We start from the raw sequence: 18092 nt of genomic DNA, 5'->3' as shown, positions 1-18092 counted from the left end.
GCAGGTAATTCCCAATGGCTTTAATCGCTCGAGCTCGCAAAAAGCGCAAGCCGGTCGCCGAGATGAACGTAGTGCCCTACATCGACGTGATGCTGGTGCTGCTGGTGATCTTCATGGTGACCGCGCCGATGCTCAACCAGGGCGTGAAGGTTGATCTGCCCAAGGTTTCCAGTGAAGCCCTGCCGCAAGACAACAACACTCAGGTCCTGACCATTTCGATCAAGGCTGACAAGACCTACTACTGGAACCTTGGCAGCGAAGTCGACACGCAGAAGCAGCAGGACAAGGCCTTGACCTTGCCGGCGATGACTGACGCCGTGACCAAGATCATTCGCTCCGGCAACGAAGGCGGCAAGCACACCCAGGTGTTCATTCGCGGTGACAAGTCGGTCGACTATGGCTCCGTCATGGGCGCCATGGGCGAGCTGCAGAAGGCCGGCGTCGGTAACGTTGGCTTGATTACCGAGGCGCCCTGATGCAGCAACAGCGAGAGCCGTCCGCCTCGGAAAGCTACTTCTGGCCTGGCGTGTGGGCAATTGCCCTGCACATCCTGGTGTTCGGCATGCTGTTCGTCAGCTTTGCCATGACCCCGGACCTGCCGCCAGCCAAGCCGATCGTGCAGGCGACCCTGTATCAGCTGAAATCGAAAAGTCAGGCCACCACCCAGACCAATCAGAAGATTGCGGGTGAGGCCCAGAAGTCGGCTGCGCGCCAGACCGAAGTCGAGCAGATGGAACAGAAGAAGGTCGAGCAGGAAGCGGTGAAGGCTGCTGCGGAACAAAAGAAAGAAGAGGCGGCTCAAAAGGCCGAGGAATCGAAAAAGGCTGACGAAGCGAAGAAAGCTGACGAGGCGAAAAAGGCTGATGAAGCCAAGAAGTCCGAGAAAGCTGCCGAAGCCAAAAAGGCCGAAGAGAAACAATTGGCTGATATAGCCAAGAAGAAATCCGAAGAAGAAGCCAAGAAAGCTGCCGAGGAAGAGGCCAAGAAAAAGGCCGCTGAAGAAGCCAAGAAAAAGATCGTCGAAGACGCGAAGAAGAAAGCCGCCGAAGACGCCAAGAAAAAAGCTGAAGCAGACGAGGCGAAAAAGAAAGTCGCCGACGAAGCGAAGAAGAAAGCTGCCGCCGACGCCTCCAAGAAAAAGGCCCAGGAAGCAGCCCGTAAATCCGCCGAAGAGAAAAAGGCCCAGGCCCTGGCAGATTTGCTTTCTGACACGCCGCAGCGTCAGCAAGCCTTGGCCGATGAGCGTGGCGATGAAGTCGCGGGCAGTTTCGACGACCTGATCCGGGCCCGGGCAGCGGAAGGCTGGACACGTCCACCTTCGGCACGTAAAGGCATGACAGTAGTGCTGCAGATCGGCATGTTGCCGGACGGCACGGTGACTTCGGTCAGCGTGGCCAAGTCCAGTGGTGACGGTTCGTTCGACAGTTCGGCGGTTGCCGCAGTCAAGAATATTGGCCGGTTGACCGAGATGCAGGGAATGAAACCAAGCGACTTCGCTCCCTATCGTTCATTCAAGATGACATTCACACCTGAGGATCTAGCCTTGTGAGAAACCTTCTTCGAGGAATGCTTGTCGTTATTTGCTGCATGGCAGGGATAGCGGCGGCGGATGAAAAGAACATCCTGGTTACCAGCGGCAGCGATCGGGCCACCCCGATCGCGGTAGTGCCGTTCGGCTGGCAGGGCGGCAGCGTGCTGCCGGACGACATGGCCCAGATCGTCAGCGACGACCTGCGCAACTCCGGCTACTACGCACCGATTCCGAAAGGCAACATGATCAGCCAGCCGACCCAGGCCAGCGAAGTCATCTTCCGCGACTGGAAGGCCGTGGGCGCGCAGTACCTGATGGTCGGCAGCATCACACCGGCCGGCGGTCGCCTGCAGATCCAGTACACGTTGTTCAACGTGGCCACCGAACAGCAGGTCCTGACCGGCAACGTTTCGGGCACCGCCGAGCAACTGCGTGACATGGCCCACTACATTTCGGACCAGTCGTTTGAAAAGCTCACCGGTATCAAGGGTGCGTTCTCCACACGCATGCTCTACGTGACCGCCGAGCGTTTTTCCGTAGACAACACGCGTTACACCCTGCAGCGCTCCGACTATGACGGTGCACGCGCCGTGACCCTGTTGCAGTCGCGCGAGCCAATCCTGTCGCCGCGTTTTGCGCCGGACGGCAAGCGTATTGCCTATGTGTCGTTCGAACAGAAGCGTCCGCGTATCTTCGTCCAGCACATCGATACTGGCCGTCGTGAGCAGATCACCAACTTCGAAGGCCTCAACGGTGCGCCAGCCTGGTCGCCGGATGGTTCGCGCCTGGCATTCGTGCTGTCCAAGGACGGTAACCCGGACATCTACGTGATGAACATGGCTTCGCGCCAGCTCACTCGCGTGACCAGCGGCCCTGGCATCAACACCGAACCGTTCTGGGGTAAGGATGGCTCGACCATCTACTTCACCTCCGACCGTGGCGGCAAGCCTCAAATCTATAAAGCCAGCGTGGGTGGTGGTGGCGCGGAACGCGTGACCTTTATTGGTAACTACAACGCCAACCCCAAGCTTTCGGCCGATGAAAAGACGTTGGTAATGATTCACCGTCAGGATGGTTTCACTAATTTCCGGGTTGCGGCCCAGGATTTGCAGCGCGGAACCGTAAAAATCCTTACAGATACCAACCTTGATGAGTCAGCCACTGTTGCGCCCAACGGCACCATGGTAATCTACGCCACCCGCCAGCAGGGCCGGGGAGTCTTGATGCTCGTGTCCATTAATGGACGCGTAAGGCTCCCGCTTCCTACCGCACAAGGCGAAGTCAGAGAACCATCCTGGTCCCCTTACCTGAACTGACGCGGCGCTACAAAAAGAAGTACTTAACACACTGGGGTTCATTAGGAGTTTCACGATGGAAATGCTGAAGTTTGGTAAGTTTGCTGCTCTGGCTCTGGCTCTGTCCGTAGCCGTTGGTTGCTCCTCTAAAGGCGGCGACAATGCCGGTGAAGGCGCAGCTGTTGATCCAAACGCTGGTTACGGCGCTAACACTGGTGCAGTCGACGGCTCCCTGAGCGAAGAAGCTGCTCTGCGCGCGATCACCACTTTCTACTTCGAATACGACAGTTCGGACCTGAAGCCAGAAGCCATGCGCGCTCTGGACGTTCACGCCAAGGACCTGAAAGCTAACGGCGCTCGCGTTGTTCTGGAAGGTAACACTGACGCCCGTGGTACTCGTGAGTACAACATGGCACTGGGCGAGCGTCGTGCGAAAGCCGTTCAACGCTACCTGGTACTGCAAGGTGTTGCTCCAGGCCAACTGGAACTGGTTTCCTACGGTAAAGAGCGTCCAGTTGCAACTGGCAACGACGAACAGTCGTGGGCTCAGAACCGTCGCGTCGAACTGCGTAAGTAATTCGTCATGCGAACGTGCCGTCGTGCTCTAACTGTATTGGCTTTCAGCCTCGCACCGCTTGCGGTGTGGGCTGCGGTTCCTGTAACGGATAGCAACTCTGGCTATAACAATAGCGGCAGCAGTTATCCGCCAGCGGGTTATGGCACGAACGGCGCCTATGCTGGGGGGGCGGCTACGGCCGCGCCTTCGGCACAGGGCGAACTGTTCAACCAGCTGCAACGCATGCAGAATCAATTGGCCCAGCAACAAGGCGCCATTGAAGTTCTGCAGAATCAAGTGAACCAGCTTAAGCAAGAAGGCCTGGAGCGTTACCAGGATCTTGATCGACGTATTGGAGCCGGTGTTGCACCTGCCGCTACTCCTGATAATTCTTCTACCGGTGGCACGCCCAGTGCTGCCGCCGGTGGCGCAGCAGCGGGGGCCGCGGCAGCCAGCCAGGCCCCGGCCGCCAGCAGTGAACCGGGCGATCCGGCGAAGGAAAAACTGTATTACGATGCAGCCTTCGACCTGATCAAGGCCAAGGACTTCGATAAGGCCAGCCAGGCGTTTACCGCATTCCTGCGCAAGTACCCCAACAGCCAATACGCGGGCAATGCCCAGTACTGGTTGGGTGAGGTCAACCTGGCAAAGGGTGATTTGCAGGGGGCAGGCCAGGCGTTTGCCAAGGTCAGCCAGCTGTACCCCAAGCACGCCAAGGTACCGGACTCGCTGTACAAACTCGCTGACGTGGAACGCCGTCTTGGCCATGCCGACAAGGTCAAAGGCATTCTGCAGCAGGTCGTCGCCCAGTATCCGGGTACTTCCGCTGCGCAGTTGGCCCAACGGGATCTGCAACGCTTGTAAGCAATGCAGTCCGTTTAGAAGAAACCCGCGCCTGGCGCGGGTTTTTTCGTTAGAATCCACGCCCTTTTATGACACACGCTTCCTGGGGTTGACGCGTTGGCGCAATCCCTTGAAGTGCCTGACGGAGGCGGACAGCCTGTTTAGCTGTTACGCCCGTGGCGACTATGCAAGACACATTACGTATTACCGAAGTTTTTTACTCATTACAGGGTGAAACGCGCACCGCAGGGCTGCCTACCGTATTTGTACGACTCACCGGCTGCCCCTTGCGTTGCCAATACTGTGACAGCGCTTATGCCTTCAGCGGCGGCACTGTGCGCACCCTGGACGACATCATGGAGCAGGTTGCCGGCTACCGACCGCGCTACGTCTGTGTGACAGGCGGCGAGCCATTGGCGCAGCCCAATGCCATTCCTTTGCTCAAGCAGCTGTGTGACGCCGGATACGAGGTTTCGCTGGAAACCAGCGGCGCCTTGGATATCTCCGCGGTAGACCCGCGTGTGAGCCGAGTGGTCGACCTCAAGACCCCCGACTCCAAGGAAGCTCACCGCAACCGCTACGAGAACATCGACTTGCTGACGGCCAACGATCAGGTCAAGTTCGTCATCTGTTCTCGAGACGATTATGACTGGGCGACGTCCAAGCTGATCCAGTATGGCCTCGAGCGTCGTGCAGGCGAGGTGCTGTTCTCCCCAAGCCATCACGACCTGAACGCCCGTGAGCTGGCGGATTGGGTGGTCGCGGACAACCTGCCGGTGCGCCTGCAATTGCAGTTGCACAAATACCTGTGGAACGACGAGCCGGGGCGTTGATACGCCTGATCAGGCGCTGATGCGCGGCGTTCAACCCGCCGAAATATGACCCCTGCGTATAATTTTGAATTATTTTCAAATAAGGTGTTGAATAATCCTTAGAAATCAGTATTATACGCGCCACCACACAGCGGGTCGTTAGCTCAGTTGGTAGAGCAGTTGGCTTTTAACCAATTGGTCGTAGGTTCGAATCCCACACGACCCACCATTTTTGGCGGTTTAGAAAATCCGGAAGGCCCACGCAAGTGAGGATTTCCGGGTTTTTTTTTGCCTGAAATTTGCTGAACAGACGCTCTATGCGCTACGAACATCAGTCGCGACCTCTTTAGCGAGCGGCTCGACCGCCATCACCTATCCCCCTCAGTAGCCTTTTTGCCATTTTCCGCGCCCCGTCGCGCTCAATTTTGATCATCGTCTAAATCCTGCTCTTAAAGGGTTTATTGCTCTATAAATTTGTATATTGAAAGAAATCACCACTACTTTTTCAATTTCTGATTTTTTATGTAATTTCTTTCACGTTGTCGCGCCAAATACGCAATTCATGTCAAGCTCTCTATGTTTAGTATTGGATCCAATGTCGGGTGCGTTCAGCGAGGCTGTCTGTGCTACCGACGATCAGTTCTAAAAGGAGAAGCGACATGATGCTCAAGGACCCTTCCAGCAAATACCGCCATTTCACTACCGTGGACCTCCCGGACCGCCAATGGCCAAGTGTCATGCAGGCTGCAGCGCCAACCTGGTGCAGTGTCGACATGCGTGACGGCAACCAGGCATTGATCGAACCCATGAATGCCGAGCGCAAGCGCCGTTTCTTCGAGCTGCTGGTCAAGGTGGGGTTCAAGGAGATCGAGGTAGGCTTTCCTGCCGCTTCCCAGACCGATTTCGATTACGTGCGTGAATTGATCGACAGTGGCGCGATTCCCGACGATGTGACTATCCAAGTGATGACGCAGGCGCGCAGCCATTTGATCGAGCGCACGTTTGAAGCCTTGAAAGGCGCCCCGCGCGCGATCGTGCATGTGTACAACGCCACCGCGCCGGTGTTCCGGGAGGTGGTGTTCGGCGTGGACCGGGCCGGTTGCATCGACATTGCCACCCAGGCAACGCATGAGATCAAGCGCCACATGGACAACAATCCAGATACGCAGTGGACGTTCCAGTATTCCCCTGAAACCTTCTGCTTCACCGAACTGGACTTTGCGTTGGAGGTCTGCGAAGCGGTGACCGATGCTTTCGGCCCGACCCCGTCGAACAAAATGATCCTGAATCTGCCCACCACGGTGGAGGTCTCCACGGCCAATGTCTTCGCCGATCAGATCGAGTGGTTCTGCCGCCATTTCAGTCGGCGCGACAGCGTAGTCATCAGTGTCCACCCGCATAATGATCGCGGTACCGGGGTCGCTACCGCCGAACAGGCTTGCCTGGCCGGAGCCGAGCGGGTCGAGGGCACGTTGTTCGGCAACGGTGAGCGAACCGGCAATGTGGATATCCTGACGCTGGCAATGAACCTCTACACCAGCGGCATCGACCCGCAACTGGATTTCTCGGACATCATCCACGTGCAGCGTGAAGTCGAGTTCTGCAACCAACTGCCCACGCACCCGCGCCATCCCTACGCCGGGGAGCTGGTGTTCACGGCGTTTTCGGGCTCGCACCAGGATGCGATCAAAAAAGGCTTCGCGGCCCGCCAGGCCAATCCCGATGGGCTGTGGGAAGTGCCCTACTTGCCGATCGATCCCGCCGACATGGGGCGCAGCTATGAAGCGGTGATTCGCGTCAACAGCCAGTCGGGCAAAGGTGGCGTGGCGTATCTGCTGGAACAACATGGCATCGTGATGCCGCGGCGCCTGCAGATGGAATTCAGCAGCCTGGTGCAGCAGGAAGCCGATGCCTCCGGTCAGGAAGTCAGTGGCGAGATGATCCTGGCCTGCTTTACCCGGCACTACCTTGACCAAGGCAAGCCTTACACCTTGTTGCAGCCCAAACTGGTCAGCGAGGGCAACGTGACTTATCTGGAAGGCACGCTGATCGGCGGCGCGAGCCCCCTTGAACTGAGCGGTGAAGGTAACGGCCCGCTGGCGGCGCTGGTCGACGCATTCGCGCAGCGCGGCATCCACTTCGACATCGCCGATTACCACGAACATGCCACCCGTGACGGTGCCCAGGCTGAAGCACTGGCTTATGTGGAGATCCGCGTGAACAACCAGTTGCTGTTCGGTGCCGCCCGCGATGGCAGCATCTTGCTGGCGTCCCTCAAGGCGGTGACGAGTGCCGTCAATCGCGCATCGCGTCTGGGCCTGCTCAGCGTGGCGAGTGCTGCGGTGCCTTCCTGAGATGAATGCGCATACCGCATTGGCGGCGCTTACCGGTAACTATGGTCACGGCGATATCGTTGCCTCGCATCGACACGACGAAGGCCAGTTGGTCTACGCCATCAACGGCGTCATGCTGGTATCGGTCGTCGGCACCACTTGGGTGGTGCCGTCCGGGCATGCGCTGTGGGTCCCCTCCGGGCAGGAGCACCAGATCCGCATGACGGGCGAGGTGCGCATGCGCACGTTGCTGATCAGCCCCGGCGCCCACCGCGCCTTGACGGAGGAGTGCCATGTCATCCGTGTGTCGCCACTGCTGCGTGAGTTGATCATCGCCGCCGCCGAAACACCTGACAGCGAGCCGGCGGTGGTGCGTCACAGGCAGATTGTCGACCTGATCTTCTCTGAACTCGACAGGGCACAGAAAGTATTGGCGCATGTGCCGATTCCAGACGAGCCGCGGCTCAAGTCGCTGTGTGCCGACTTTATCGACAACCCGTCCCAGGAATCGAAACTGGAGAGCTGGGCGGTGCAACTCAATATGAGTTCGCGCACCCTGGCTCGGCTGTTCCAGAAAGAGTTGGGCATGAGTTATGGCGAGTGGCGCAAGCGCACGCGACTGCTGCTGAGCATGCAGCGCCTGGCCTGCGGCGTGTCCATTCTGGAAGTGGCGCTTGAGCATGGCTACCAAAGCCCCAGCGCTTTCACGGCAATGTTCAAACGCACCATGGGCTACACACCCAGCAACTGCCGTTTGGTCTGATCGACCCCGCGCTACCCCCACCTACTGGACATGGCCCGCCTCTGCGCAGGGCCATGCGTGCGTGCGCCTGGACGGCGGGCGCTCTGGATCCGGCTGCGCAGCCAAGTTGTCCCAATCGAAACGATGGTTGTCTGGAACTCGGGAGATGCGCAGCACGGTGCTCTCTTAACCTGCGTCTCTACTCAGCACTCTGGATTTCTGCGATGGGTTCGCCTTCATTTTCCACGCGGCACTGCCGTCTTTCGCTCCTGGGCGTGGCTGTCGTCTGGTTGGCAGGATGTTCTTCCTGGGTCACCCATGTGCCGGCGCAACCGCACCCGCCGCGCATCGATGCCTTGAGCCGCCTGCCGCAGGGTGTGTCGGCCCAGGTTTTGCCCGACCGTTGGTGGCAGTTGTACAACGACCCCAAGCTCGACGCGCTGGTGCAGCAAGCGCTGGAACACAACCGCGACCTGGCGGCGGCGCAGGCCCATGTGCAGTTGATGCTGGCCGGCATCATGCAGGCCGACGCCGAGCGTTGGCCGTCCACCCAGGCGTCACTGGGCGCCGTCTACGGCAAGACTGCCGACGATCAGACCCTGGCCAAGGCCACCGACAGCCACGCACCGTCGCAGTGGGCCTTCAACCCTGGTTTCGAATTGGCTTACCAAGTGGATGTGTGGGGCCAGGTCCAGCGCAGCATCGAGCGGGCGCAGGTGCAAGCGGCGGCGGCTCAGGACGCCGAAGACTTGCTGCGCATCACCGTCGCCGCGCAAACCACCCGCGCCTACGTGAATGCCTGCGCCCTGGGCGCGCGCGCCAAAGTGCAGCGCCATTCACTGGAAGTGGTCGGGCGCAGCCTGGCGCTGACCGATCGCCAGCGTCAGGCCGGCGTGGTGACAGACCTTGAATACAGCCGCATGCAGGCCCTGCAGGGCGAAACCCTGGCCCTGTTGCCGATGCTGGAGGCGCGCCGCGAGTCGGCGTTGTATGAACTGGCGATGCTGACCGGCGTGGCTGACTTGGAGCAGGGTTCAGGCGCGGCGACGTGCGAAGTGGTACCGCAACTCAGTGCCGCGCTGCCGGTGGGCGATGGCTGGCAATTACTGGCGCGCCGCCCTGATATCCGTCAGGCCGAGCGAGCATTGCGAGCCGCCACCTTGCAAGTGGATATCGTCCAGGCCGACCTGTATCCGAAGGTGACTTTTGGCGCCTCCGTGTCTTCCTCGGCCAGCAAGTCCCATGAACTGGGGGACAGCAGCGCGGTGATGTTTGGCATCGGTCCGCTGATTACCTGGCAGTTCCCCAACTGGCGTGCCAACCGTGCGCGGGTCAACCAGGCGCGCGCGCTCGAGCAGGTGGAAGTCGCGCAATTCGAAAACAGCGTGCTCAGGGCCCTCAAGGACGTACGCCAGGCCCTGGCGCTGTACGACGGCGAGCGCCAGCGCCACGCCGCCTTGAGTCAGGCACTGGATAGCAGTCGGCATGCCTACAAGCTGGCGCAGTTCAACTACAACGCCGGCTCCATCGACTTTCTCGATGTGCTAGACAGCGAGCGTGAGCTGATCCGCCTGCAAGCCACGCGCGCCGATGCCGATGGCCAATTGCTGCAGCGCCAGATCAGCCTGTTTCGCGCCCTGGGGGGCGGTTGGCAATCCGCTTCCGCCCAGGCTCCGGCCGCTGCACTCACCCACGCTTCCGCCCATTTTTCCGGTACCCAGCCATGAATATCGCTGTTGATGAAAAAACCGCTGTGCAGGATGAGCAGGAGCATGTGCTCGAGCAGCTCATGCACGCCCGCAAGCAACGCCGCAAACGCAACCTGATCCTGCTCGGTGGCGCTGCGTTGTTGATCGCAGCGGTGGCGTTCGGCGTGTATTGGATGACCGTCGGGCGTTACCTGGAACAGACTGACGACGCCTACGTGCGTGCCGACTGGATCCCCATCAGCCCCAGGGTGTCCGGGTACGTAGCCCAGGTGTTGGTGGAGGATGACCAGCCCGTCAAGGCCGGGGATGTGCTGGTGCGCATCGAGGACCGTGACTATCAGGCGCGCTTGGCCCAAGCCCGTGCGGAGTTGGCGCAAGCACAAGCCTCGATTGCGGCCGAGCAGGCCAACCTGCACGTTACCGACAGCCTGATCGCACAGCAAAAGGCCGGCTTCGCCCAGGCCGAGGCGCATACCCGCAGCGTGGGGGCGGAGTTGCGCCGCGCCAGCCTGGATCAACATCGCTATGAAGGCCTGGTCCGCGAGCACGCCGCCAGCGCCCAGCGCCTGGAAAGCGCCGCGGCCAGTTACACCCAGGCCAGCGCCGCGGTGGACATTGCCCGGGCGATGCAGCGCCAGCAGGAAACCCGGCTGAATGTCGCCACTACCCGCCGCCAATTGGCCGATGCCTCGCTGCAGCAGCAGATAGCCCGGCGCGACCAGGCCGAGGCCCAGTTGAAACTGGCGACCCATGCGCTCGAAGACACCTTGATCCGCTCGCCGATCGACGGGGTAGTGGGGCAGCGCAAGGTGCGCACCCGCCAATATGTCGCGCCGGGCCTGCCGCTGCTGGCCGTGGTGCCCTTGCAGCAGGCCTACGTGGTGGCCAACTACAAGGAAACCCAATTGCGTGACATGCGCGCCGGGCAAACGGTGGATATCAGCGTCGACAGCTATTCAGGGCGCAAGCTCAAGGGCCATGTGGTGAGTTTTTCGCCCGGTTCGGGTGCGGTATTTGCGCTGCTGCCGTCGGACAACGCCACCGGCAACTTCACCAAGATCGTGCAGCGTTTTCCGGTGAAGATCGTGATCGATCAGCACGATGACGGCGGCCCCATCCTGCCGGGCATGTCGGTGATCACGACGGTGGATACCCGTCCTGCTGCCCAGGGCGCCGCGCATGACTGAGATTGGCGAGAAAACCGTCTCCTTTCGCGCCTGGGTGGCCGTGATCGGCGGGCTGTTCGGCTGTTTCATGGCCGGCATGAACGTGCACGTGACCAGCGCCGCGCTGCCGGAAATCGAAGGCTCGCTGGGGGCGACCTTTGAAGAAGGCTCGTGGATTTCCACGGCGTATCTGGTTGCGGAAATCGTCATGATCCCGCTGACCGCCTGGCTGGTGCAGGTGTTCTCCCTGCGCCGGGTGATGCTGGTGGGCTCGTTTGTATTTCTAGTGGCTTCCATTGCCTGCTCCTGGGCACCCAACCTGGAAGTGATGATCATCATTCGGGTGATCCAGGGCGCCGCCGGCGCGGTGCTGATCCCGTTGTCGTTCCAGCTGATCATCACGGAACTGCCGCCCAGCAAGATCGCCATGGGCATGGCCCTGTTCGCCCTGTCCAACAGCGTGGCCCAGGCCGCCGGTCCGTCCATCGGCGGCTGGCTGACGGATGCGTATTCCTGGCGCTGGATTTTTTACCTGCAACTGGCCCCCGGCATTCTCCTGCTGCTGGCGGTGGCATGGTCCATCGATGCCAAACCCATGCAGTTGAGCCTGCTCAAGCGCGGTGACTGGGGCGGCATCCTGGCCATGATTGTCGGCCTCGGCGGGTTGCAGATCGTGCTTGAAGAAGGCGGGCGCAAGGACTGGTTCGGCTCCGATTTCATCGTATGGATGTCGCTCACCGCCGGCGTCGCCCTGGTGTATTTCGTGCTGTCACAGCTCTACGGCAGCCGCTCATTCATCAACCTGCGCCTGCTCAAGAGCTACAACTTCGGCGTGGCGAGCGCAGCGATGTTCATTTTTGGCGGGGCCACGTTCGGCCTGGTCTTTCTGGTGCCCAATTACCTGTCCCAACTGCAGGGCTACAACGCCCGGGAAATCGGGATCAGCCTGATTGCCTACGGCATGGTGCAACTGGTGCTGGCGCCGTTCATGCCGCGCCTGATGAAGTGGCTCAACCCGAAACTGATGGTTGCCAGCGGCTTTTTCATCATGGCCCTGGGCTGCTATCTCGGCGCGCATCTGGACATGGACAGCGCCGCCAACGTGATCATCCCGTCCACTGTGGTACGGGGCATCGGGCAACCGTTGATCATGGTGGCGCTTTCGGTGCTGGCCGTGTCCGGGTTGGCCAAGGATGAAGCCGGTTCTGCCTCCGCTCTGTTTTCCATGCTGCGCAACCTGGGCGGCGCCGTGGGCACTGCCGGGTTGACGCAGATCGTCGCCATGCGCGAGCGCTTTCATTCAGAGCGCGTCGGCGAGTCGATCACCATGTTTTCCCCGTCATTCCAGGAGCGCCTGCGCGCCGGCATGGCAGACAGCGAAGCCTTCGTCTTCAACCAACTGCTGCCCGCCCAGCAGCAAGTCCTCGAGGGCTTGATGCGTACCGTGCGCCGCGAGGCCTACCTGATGGCCTACAGCGATGCGTTCTACGTGTCCTGTATCGCCTTGGTCCTGTGTGGTGTAGCGGCATTGGCATTACGTCAGCAAGCGAAGCATTGAATGCACGCAGCTCGCGATATTCGCAACGGCTACAACCCTTCCAACCGGATGACAGAGCGCATCACCTTGGTGGTGTTTCGCACCACTGGTCACGATTTCCAGTGGGAGCAGGTGACACAATGGTGGCGGCACCTGTCAACGATCGACGGTGACAATGCGTTATTCGTTGTCTGTCGGCGTCTCCCCCAAGGATGTTGAGGCAGGCATCGGCGATATCGCTCTCATCCAAGCTAAAAAAGGAGCTGTTCATGCTACATCTGGAACCCGATACCCTGGTGCGCAACCCCGTGGGCAACCCTTTGGTCGCCAGCGTCAGCGTCAATGGCGACGCGCGCAGCGTGTGGAATATCGTCGGTGACTTTTCCGGTTTCGCAAAATTCATTCCGGCGCTGTCCCACATCGAAATGACCGGGGAGGGCGTGCGCTCGGTACGCAAGAAGCTGTTCAAGGACGGCAACGTGGTGATCGAGCAACTCAACAGTCATGACAACGACGGCATGACCATGACCTGGTCGCTGATTTACACCTCACTGAATATCGGCAACCTGTGGGCCGTCATGGAAGTGGTGCCCCAAGGCCCGAATCAAAGCCTGGCGACCTGGACCATCATCGGTGAGCCCTACACCGGTGGCCCGGAGGACGTGCCGGCGTTCGAGGCGTTCCTGCAAGGGTTCGCCGATGATGCGATGAGCAATGTCCAGAAGCTGTTTGCCTGACCACTTGCACCACCCCGCGAATGCCTGGGTATTCGCGGGGCACCAATCCCGCCGTCATCCCCCCGCAAAATGCCCCGTGCAAGGCCAGATTAGGCTTTTGAATCCATTCGATATTCTGTAGCCTTGCGCAGCTTCAGCTTTACCCGTGCTTGATGAATACACACTTCGTCCGGCGGCGCCCGAAGGGCTCCTGAGCCGGTGGTACACTCGACTTTCGCGCTACTGCGCCTGCAGGTCTTGCGAACATGACGCACATTTCCGAACGCCTACTGGTTCAAGCCCACCTCGACGCCAAGCAGCCCAAGGCCCTCAGCGCCGATGAAGAGGCGAGCCTGCGGGCCGCCATCGCCGCCGAGCTTAAAGCGCAGGACGCGGTGCTGGTCGCCCACTTCTACTGTGACCCGGTGATTCAGGCCTTGGCCGAACAAACCGGTGGCTGCGTTTCCGACTCCCTGGAAATGGCGCGCTTCGGCGCTGCTCACCCGGCCAAGACCGTGCTGGTGGCGGGGGTGCGGTTCATGGGCGAAACCGCGAAAATTCTGACCCCTGAAAAACGTATCCTGATGCCGACCCTGGAAGCCACCTGCTCCCTGGACCTGGGTTGCCCGGTGGAGGAGTTTTCCGCCTTCTGCGATCAACACCCCGAGCGCACGGTGGTGGTCTACGCCAACACCTCGGCGGCGGTCAAAGCCCGCGCCGATTGGGTGGTGACCTCCAGTTGCGCGCTGGAGATCGTCGAAAGCCTGATGGATAACGGCGAGACGATTATCTGGGGCCCGGACAAACACCTGGGCACCTACATCCAGCGCCAGACCGGTGCCGACATGCTGCTGTGGGACGGTGCGTGCATCGTCCACGAAGAGTTCAAGTCCAAGCAGCTGGAAGACATGAAGGCGCTGTATCCGGACGCCGCGATCCTGGTGCACCCGGAGTCGCCGACAGCGGTTATCGAATTGGCGGACGCCGTCGGTTCCACCAGCCAGCTGATTGCCGCGGCACAACGGTTGCCGAACAAGACGTTCATCGTCGCCACTGACCGCGGCATCTTCTACAAGATGCAGCAGCTGTGCCCGGACAAGGTCTTCATCGAAGCGCCTACCGCCGGTAACGGCGCCGCGTGCCGCAGTTGCGCGCACTGCCCGTGGATGGCGATGAACACCCTGGAACGCACGCTGCAATGTCTGCGCGAGGGCAGTAACGAAATATTCGTCGAGCCGTCAGTGATCCCGCAGGCGGTACGCCCGCTCAAACGCATGTTGGACTTCACCCAGGCGGCGCGCCTCAAACTGGCCGGCAACGCGTGACTCGAGGCTGACATGAATAAAAAATGTGGGAGGGGGCTTGCTCCCGATAGCGGTGTGACAGTCACTCTATATTTTGACTGAACCACTGCTATCGGGAGCAAGCCCCCTCCCACATTTCGGTCTCCGCTATTGTGCGATTATTTTTTCTGCTTCGGGATACGCACCAGCTGCGTGTCCGAATAGATGTCATGCCAACTGCGCTTGTGCTTATCGAATAGCGACCAGATAAATCCCAGCCCTACACACAGCCACGAGGCGATCGACACCACAAAGCGCAACAGCGCCTGCCACAGACTGATGCGCGAGCCATCGGCGTTCTGCACGCGCACGCCCCACACCTGCATGCCCAGGGTCTGCCCGGAGTGGGTCCAGAATTTGGCGAAGAAACCGAACAGCACAAACAACAGAAGGGTCGATAGCAGCGGGTCACCGTCCAGGGCGCCGGATTCGGTAAGGGTGCGCATCTTCGCTTCGCCGACGAAGGCGATCCATACCAGCTTGTAGATAAACGCGGTGACGATCAGCAGCGCGGTGCATAAAAGAAAATCATAGAACATCGCTGCCAGGCGACGACCCAGGCCAACTGCGGGAAACTCGCCTTGGGGGCTCAACAGGGCTTTGGGCATGGCAGGGCTCTCTGGGGAAAACTACAGTTTACGCAATGGCGCCCATAAAAAAGCCCCTGATGTCATATCAGGGGCTTTTTGTCGCAGGAAGGATCAGCCTTCTGCTTGTACTTCGTCAGCTTGCATGCCTTTCTGGCCTTGCACGGCCTTGAAGGTGACCTTCTGGCCTTCTTTCAGGCTCTTGAAGCCGTTGCCCTGGATAGCGCGGAAGTGCACGAACAGATCCGGACCGCTTTCTGGTGTGATAAAACCAAACCCTTTTTCGTCGTTAAACCACTTGACGGTACCGCTCTGACGATCAGACATTTTCTTCTTTCCTTTGACGCTAAAAATTAATGACAGCCCCTTTCACATGAAAGAGTACTGGGCTGGGTTGCAGGAAAGTAAGAGACGTCGAACGGGTTGTAGCATTACTACTTCAGCTACTGCCCAGGTCCAGGTTCCAAGCGACCCATGCAAACACAGTGGAGAAACTCTACGCCAACTAATATGAAAAAAACAAGCCCTGCCAAACAGCCCGGGATTGCTCGGGCTGATGACAGTTTTGTTGAAGTTGCGCAGCTGTCTTATTCGATAGATTCGATCACTTGTTATAGGGAAGTACCCCTAACAATTACTATCACGCGTGCACTGTTATATGGCGCTTGCGTTACAGTTTAGTGCACGGCACGCAAGCGCGTTACTTATTGAAACAAACATTCAGCCGCGGAAGTAACGCTGCGGCACGAATGGCATTTTACTTACACGCAATGGCACCTTTTTCCCACGCACCAACGCAGAGACTTCGGTATCCAGTGTGACAAATGCACTGTCTAGGTACCCCATCGCCAGCGGGCCGCCCAAGCTTGGGCCAAAGCCTCCGCTGCACACGCTGCCGATCACCGTGCCCTGTTCATCAACGATTTGTGCACCTTCACGCACCGGGGTGCGCTCCTGGGGCAGCAAGCCTACGCGTTTGCGGCCTACGCCCGTTTGCTGCTGGGTGAAGATCCGGTCTGCGCCCGGGAAGCCGCCGGCACGCGCGCCATCGGCACGGCGGGCCTTGGAGATGGCCCACAACAGGCTGGCTTCAATCGGGGTGGTGTCGGTGTTCATATCATGGCCGTACAGGCACAAGCCCGCTTCCAGGCGCAGGGAGTCACGAGCGCCCAGGCCGATCGCCTGTACTTCGGCCTCGGCCAGCAGGCTGCGGGCCAGGCTTTCGGCGTTTTCAGCCGGTACGGAGATTTCAAAACCGTCTTCCCCGGTGTAGCCGGAGCGGCTGACGTAGCAGTCCACGCCCAACAGCCGCAGGGAGGCAAACTGCATGAACGTCATCTCGTTGACTTGCGGTGCCAGGCGCGCCAGCACCTTCACCGCCGCCGGGCCTTGCAGGGCCAGCAGCGCGCGCTCTTCGAACAGCGGTTCGATGCTGCACTGGTCGCCGATGTGCGCGCGCAGGTGTGCCAGGTCCTGATCCTTGCAGGCGGCGTTGACCACCAGGAACAGTTCGTCGTTGCCCAGGTTGGCCACCATCAGGTCGTCGAGAATGCCGCCCTGGTCATTAGTGAACATCGCGTAGCGCTGCATGCCTACCGGCAGGTCGATGATGTCGACCGGTACCAGGGTTTCCAGGGCCTTGGCGGCGTTGGCGCCGGTCAGGCGGATCTGGCCCATGTGCGATACATCGAACAACCCGGCCTGTTCACGGGTGTGCAAGTGTTCCTTCATTACGCCCAACGGGTACTGCACCGGCATGTCGTAGCCGGCGAAGGGCACCATGCGCGCGCCCAGCTCGATGTGCAGGGCGTGCAATGGGGTTTTCAACAGGGTTTCGGTGGACATGTTCAGCTCCTGAAAAACGTGCCGGCGCGGTCAGGCGTCAGCACTCGATAATGTTGACCGCCAAACCGCCACGGGCGGTTTCCTTGTATTTACTCTTCATATCGGCGCCGGTCTGGCGCATGGTGCGGATCACTTTGTCGAGGGACACAAAATGTTGCCCATCGCCGCGCAAGGCCATGCGCACGGCGTTGATCGCCTTGACCGAGCCCATGGCATTGCGCTCGATGCAGGGCACCTGCACCAACCCGCCAATCGGGTCGCAGGTCAGGCCGAGGTTGTGTTCCATGCCGATCTCGGCGGCGTTTTCCACCTGTGACACGCTGCCGCCCAGCACTTCGCAGAGCGCGCCGGCGGCCATGGAACAGGCCACGCCGACCTCGCCCTCGCAACCGACTCCGGCGCCGGAGATCGAGGCGTTTTCGTTAGTCAGCATCACCTGGCTGATGGACAGCCCGTAGGTGGCGCAATGGCCGAGCAAGTCCTTGGCATGTTTGAAAGGGAAGGTCAGTGGGGTGGCATCCTCGACAATTCGGTCGGCGCCGGCCGCGTCTTCATCCACCACGAAACCGCCGCCGACCGAGTAGTACTCGCGGCTGCGCACCTGGATGCCGGCGGCATCGAAGGCGCGAAAAATCATGCCGTTGGGATGGTAGGCGAGGGGTTTGCGAATCATCGCCAGGCGTGCGGCCACGGTTTCGGTATTCACGGTGTCCGGATGGTCGCCTTCCAGGCCGAGCAGCACGGCCTTGTCGCTGCCGTGGCCTTTGCCGGTGGCGCCGAGCGAGCCATAGAGTTCCACCTTGATGCTGTGGGTGGCGCTGAGCAGGTTGTCACGCTTGAGCCCTTCGACGAAACGAGCGGCGGCGCGCATCGGGCCGACGGTGTGGGAACTGGAAGGGCCGATGCCAATCTTGAACAGGTCGAACACGCTTAAAGACATGAGTTGTTCTCCGGTTTCTTATTATGTATCGGGTGGACTCGGTCAGTGTGGGAGGGGGCTTGCTCCCGATGGCGGTTGTACATTCAACCTATCTGTTGACTGACACTCCGTCATCGGGAGCAAGCCCCCTCCCACCT

General features: G+C 60.0%; 17 protein-coding genes and 1 tRNA gene. 14 read left to right on the top strand and 4 right to left on the bottom strand.

Features of this window, described 5'->3' with window-relative positions; genetic code table 11:
- The first annotated feature begins 23 nt into the window (after positions 1–23).
- The 14 genes from tolR (at position 24) to nadA (ending at position 14565) form a co-directional block, all read left to right on the top strand.
- The gene (tolR, locus tag C4J87_RS20110; RefSeq protein WP_164487691.1) at positions 24–476 is read left to right on the top strand and encodes a protein TolR; all 453 of its coding nucleotides are present in this window, start codon (positions 24–26) and stop codon (positions 474–476) included.
- Positions 476–1549 (top strand): cell envelope integrity protein TolA, encoded by a 1074-nt coding sequence (tolA, locus tag C4J87_RS20105; RefSeq protein WP_124364182.1) that lies wholly within the window; start codon positions 476–478, stop codon positions 1547–1549. The genes tolR and tolA overlap by 1 nt, the downstream gene beginning before the upstream one ends.
- A 17-nt stretch (positions 1550–1566) precedes the next feature.
- On the top strand, positions 1567–2847 hold the full coding sequence (tolB, locus tag C4J87_RS20100) for a Tol-Pal system beta propeller repeat protein TolB (RefSeq protein WP_177412755.1): 1281 nt from the start codon (positions 1567–1569) through the stop codon (positions 2845–2847).
- Between the two features lie 55 nt (positions 2848–2902).
- Positions 2903–3403 (top strand): peptidoglycan-associated lipoprotein Pal, encoded by a 501-nt coding sequence (gene pal / locus C4J87_RS20095; protein ID WP_003193861.1) that lies wholly within the window; start codon positions 2903–2905, stop codon positions 3401–3403.
- A gap of 6 nt (positions 3404–3409) precedes the next feature.
- Positions 3410–4246 carry a tol-pal system protein YbgF gene (gene ybgF / locus C4J87_RS20090; protein WP_124368162.1) on the top strand — a complete coding sequence of 279 codons (837 nt, stop codon included), beginning with the start codon at positions 3410–3412 and terminating at the stop codon, positions 4244–4246.
- A 164-nt stretch (positions 4247–4410) separates the two neighbouring features.
- Positions 4411–5058, top strand: a complete 648-nt coding sequence (gene queE / locus C4J87_RS20085; RefSeq protein WP_124368161.1) for a 7-carboxy-7-deazaguanine synthase QueE — start codon at positions 4411–4413, stop codon at positions 5056–5058.
- A gap of 132 nt (positions 5059–5190) precedes the next feature.
- Positions 5191–5266 (top strand) — tRNA-Lys (locus C4J87_RS20080).
- A 430-nt stretch (positions 5267–5696) separates the two neighbouring features.
- Positions 5697–7391 (top strand): 2-isopropylmalate synthase, encoded by a 1695-nt coding sequence (gene leuA / locus C4J87_RS20075; RefSeq protein WP_124368160.1) that lies wholly within the window; start codon positions 5697–5699, stop codon positions 7389–7391.
- Between the two features lies 1 nt (position 7392).
- Complete coding sequence (locus C4J87_RS20070) at positions 7393–8133, top strand: helix-turn-helix domain-containing protein (protein ID WP_124364177.1); 741 nt, start codon at positions 7393–7395, stop codon at positions 8131–8133.
- Between the two features lie 203 nt (positions 8134–8336).
- Entirely contained in the window at positions 8337–9839 is a 1503-nt protein-coding gene (locus C4J87_RS20065; RefSeq protein WP_124368159.1) for a TolC family protein, read from the top strand.
- The gene (locus C4J87_RS20060) at positions 9836–11008 is read left to right on the top strand and encodes an HlyD family secretion protein (RefSeq protein WP_124368158.1); all 1173 of its coding nucleotides are present in this window, start codon (positions 9836–9838) and stop codon (positions 11006–11008) included. The genes C4J87_RS20065 and C4J87_RS20060 overlap by 4 nt, the downstream gene beginning before the upstream one ends.
- Positions 11001–12545: a DHA2 family efflux MFS transporter permease subunit gene (locus C4J87_RS20055; protein WP_124368157.1), complete on the top strand. Its 1545-nt coding sequence runs from the start codon at positions 11001–11003 to the stop codon at positions 12543–12545. The genes C4J87_RS20060 and C4J87_RS20055 overlap by 8 nt, the downstream gene beginning before the upstream one ends.
- Before the next feature lie 248 nt (positions 12546–12793).
- Positions 12794–13261 carry an SRPBCC family protein gene (locus C4J87_RS20050; protein ID WP_124368156.1) on the top strand — a complete coding sequence of 156 codons (468 nt, stop codon included), beginning with the start codon at positions 12794–12796 and terminating at the stop codon, positions 13259–13261.
- Between the two features lie 245 nt (positions 13262–13506).
- Positions 13507–14565 carry a quinolinate synthase NadA gene (gene nadA / locus C4J87_RS20045; protein WP_124368155.1) on the top strand — a complete coding sequence of 353 codons (1059 nt, stop codon included), beginning with the start codon at positions 13507–13509 and terminating at the stop codon, positions 14563–14565.
- A gap of 137 nt (positions 14566–14702) precedes the next feature.
- Here nadA and C4J87_RS20040 read toward each other — a convergent pair whose 3' ends face one another.
- From C4J87_RS20040 to C4J87_RS20025, 4 genes are all read right to left on the bottom strand, one after another.
- On the bottom strand, positions 14703–15191 hold the full coding sequence (locus C4J87_RS20040) for an RDD family protein (protein ID WP_124368154.1): 489 nt from the start codon (positions 15189–15191) through the stop codon (positions 14703–14705).
- Positions 15192–15284: 93 nt separating this feature from the next.
- Positions 15285–15497: a cold-shock protein gene (locus C4J87_RS20035; RefSeq protein WP_034109143.1), complete on the bottom strand. Its 213-nt coding sequence runs from the start codon at positions 15495–15497 to the stop codon at positions 15285–15287.
- 393 nt (positions 15498–15890) lie between these two features.
- Positions 15891–17015, bottom strand: a complete 1125-nt coding sequence (gene gcvT / locus C4J87_RS20030) for a glycine cleavage system aminomethyltransferase GcvT (protein ID WP_124368153.1) — start codon at positions 17013–17015, stop codon at positions 15891–15893.
- 37 nt (positions 17016–17052) lie between these two features.
- Positions 17053–17955, bottom strand: a complete 903-nt coding sequence (locus C4J87_RS20025; RefSeq protein WP_124368152.1) for an L-serine ammonia-lyase, iron-sulfur-dependent, subunit alpha — start codon at positions 17953–17955, stop codon at positions 17053–17055.
- Positions 17956–18092 lie beyond the last annotated feature (137 nt).

The sequence above is a fragment of the Pseudomonas sp. R1-43-08 genome (assembly GCF_003852255.1).
In the GTDB taxonomy this organism is placed as follows: Bacteria; Pseudomonadota; Gammaproteobacteria; order Pseudomonadales; family Pseudomonadaceae; genus Aquipseudomonas.
The sequence above is the reverse complement of the archived record's forward strand: the minus strand, read 5'-3'. Positions and strand labels throughout refer to the sequence as shown.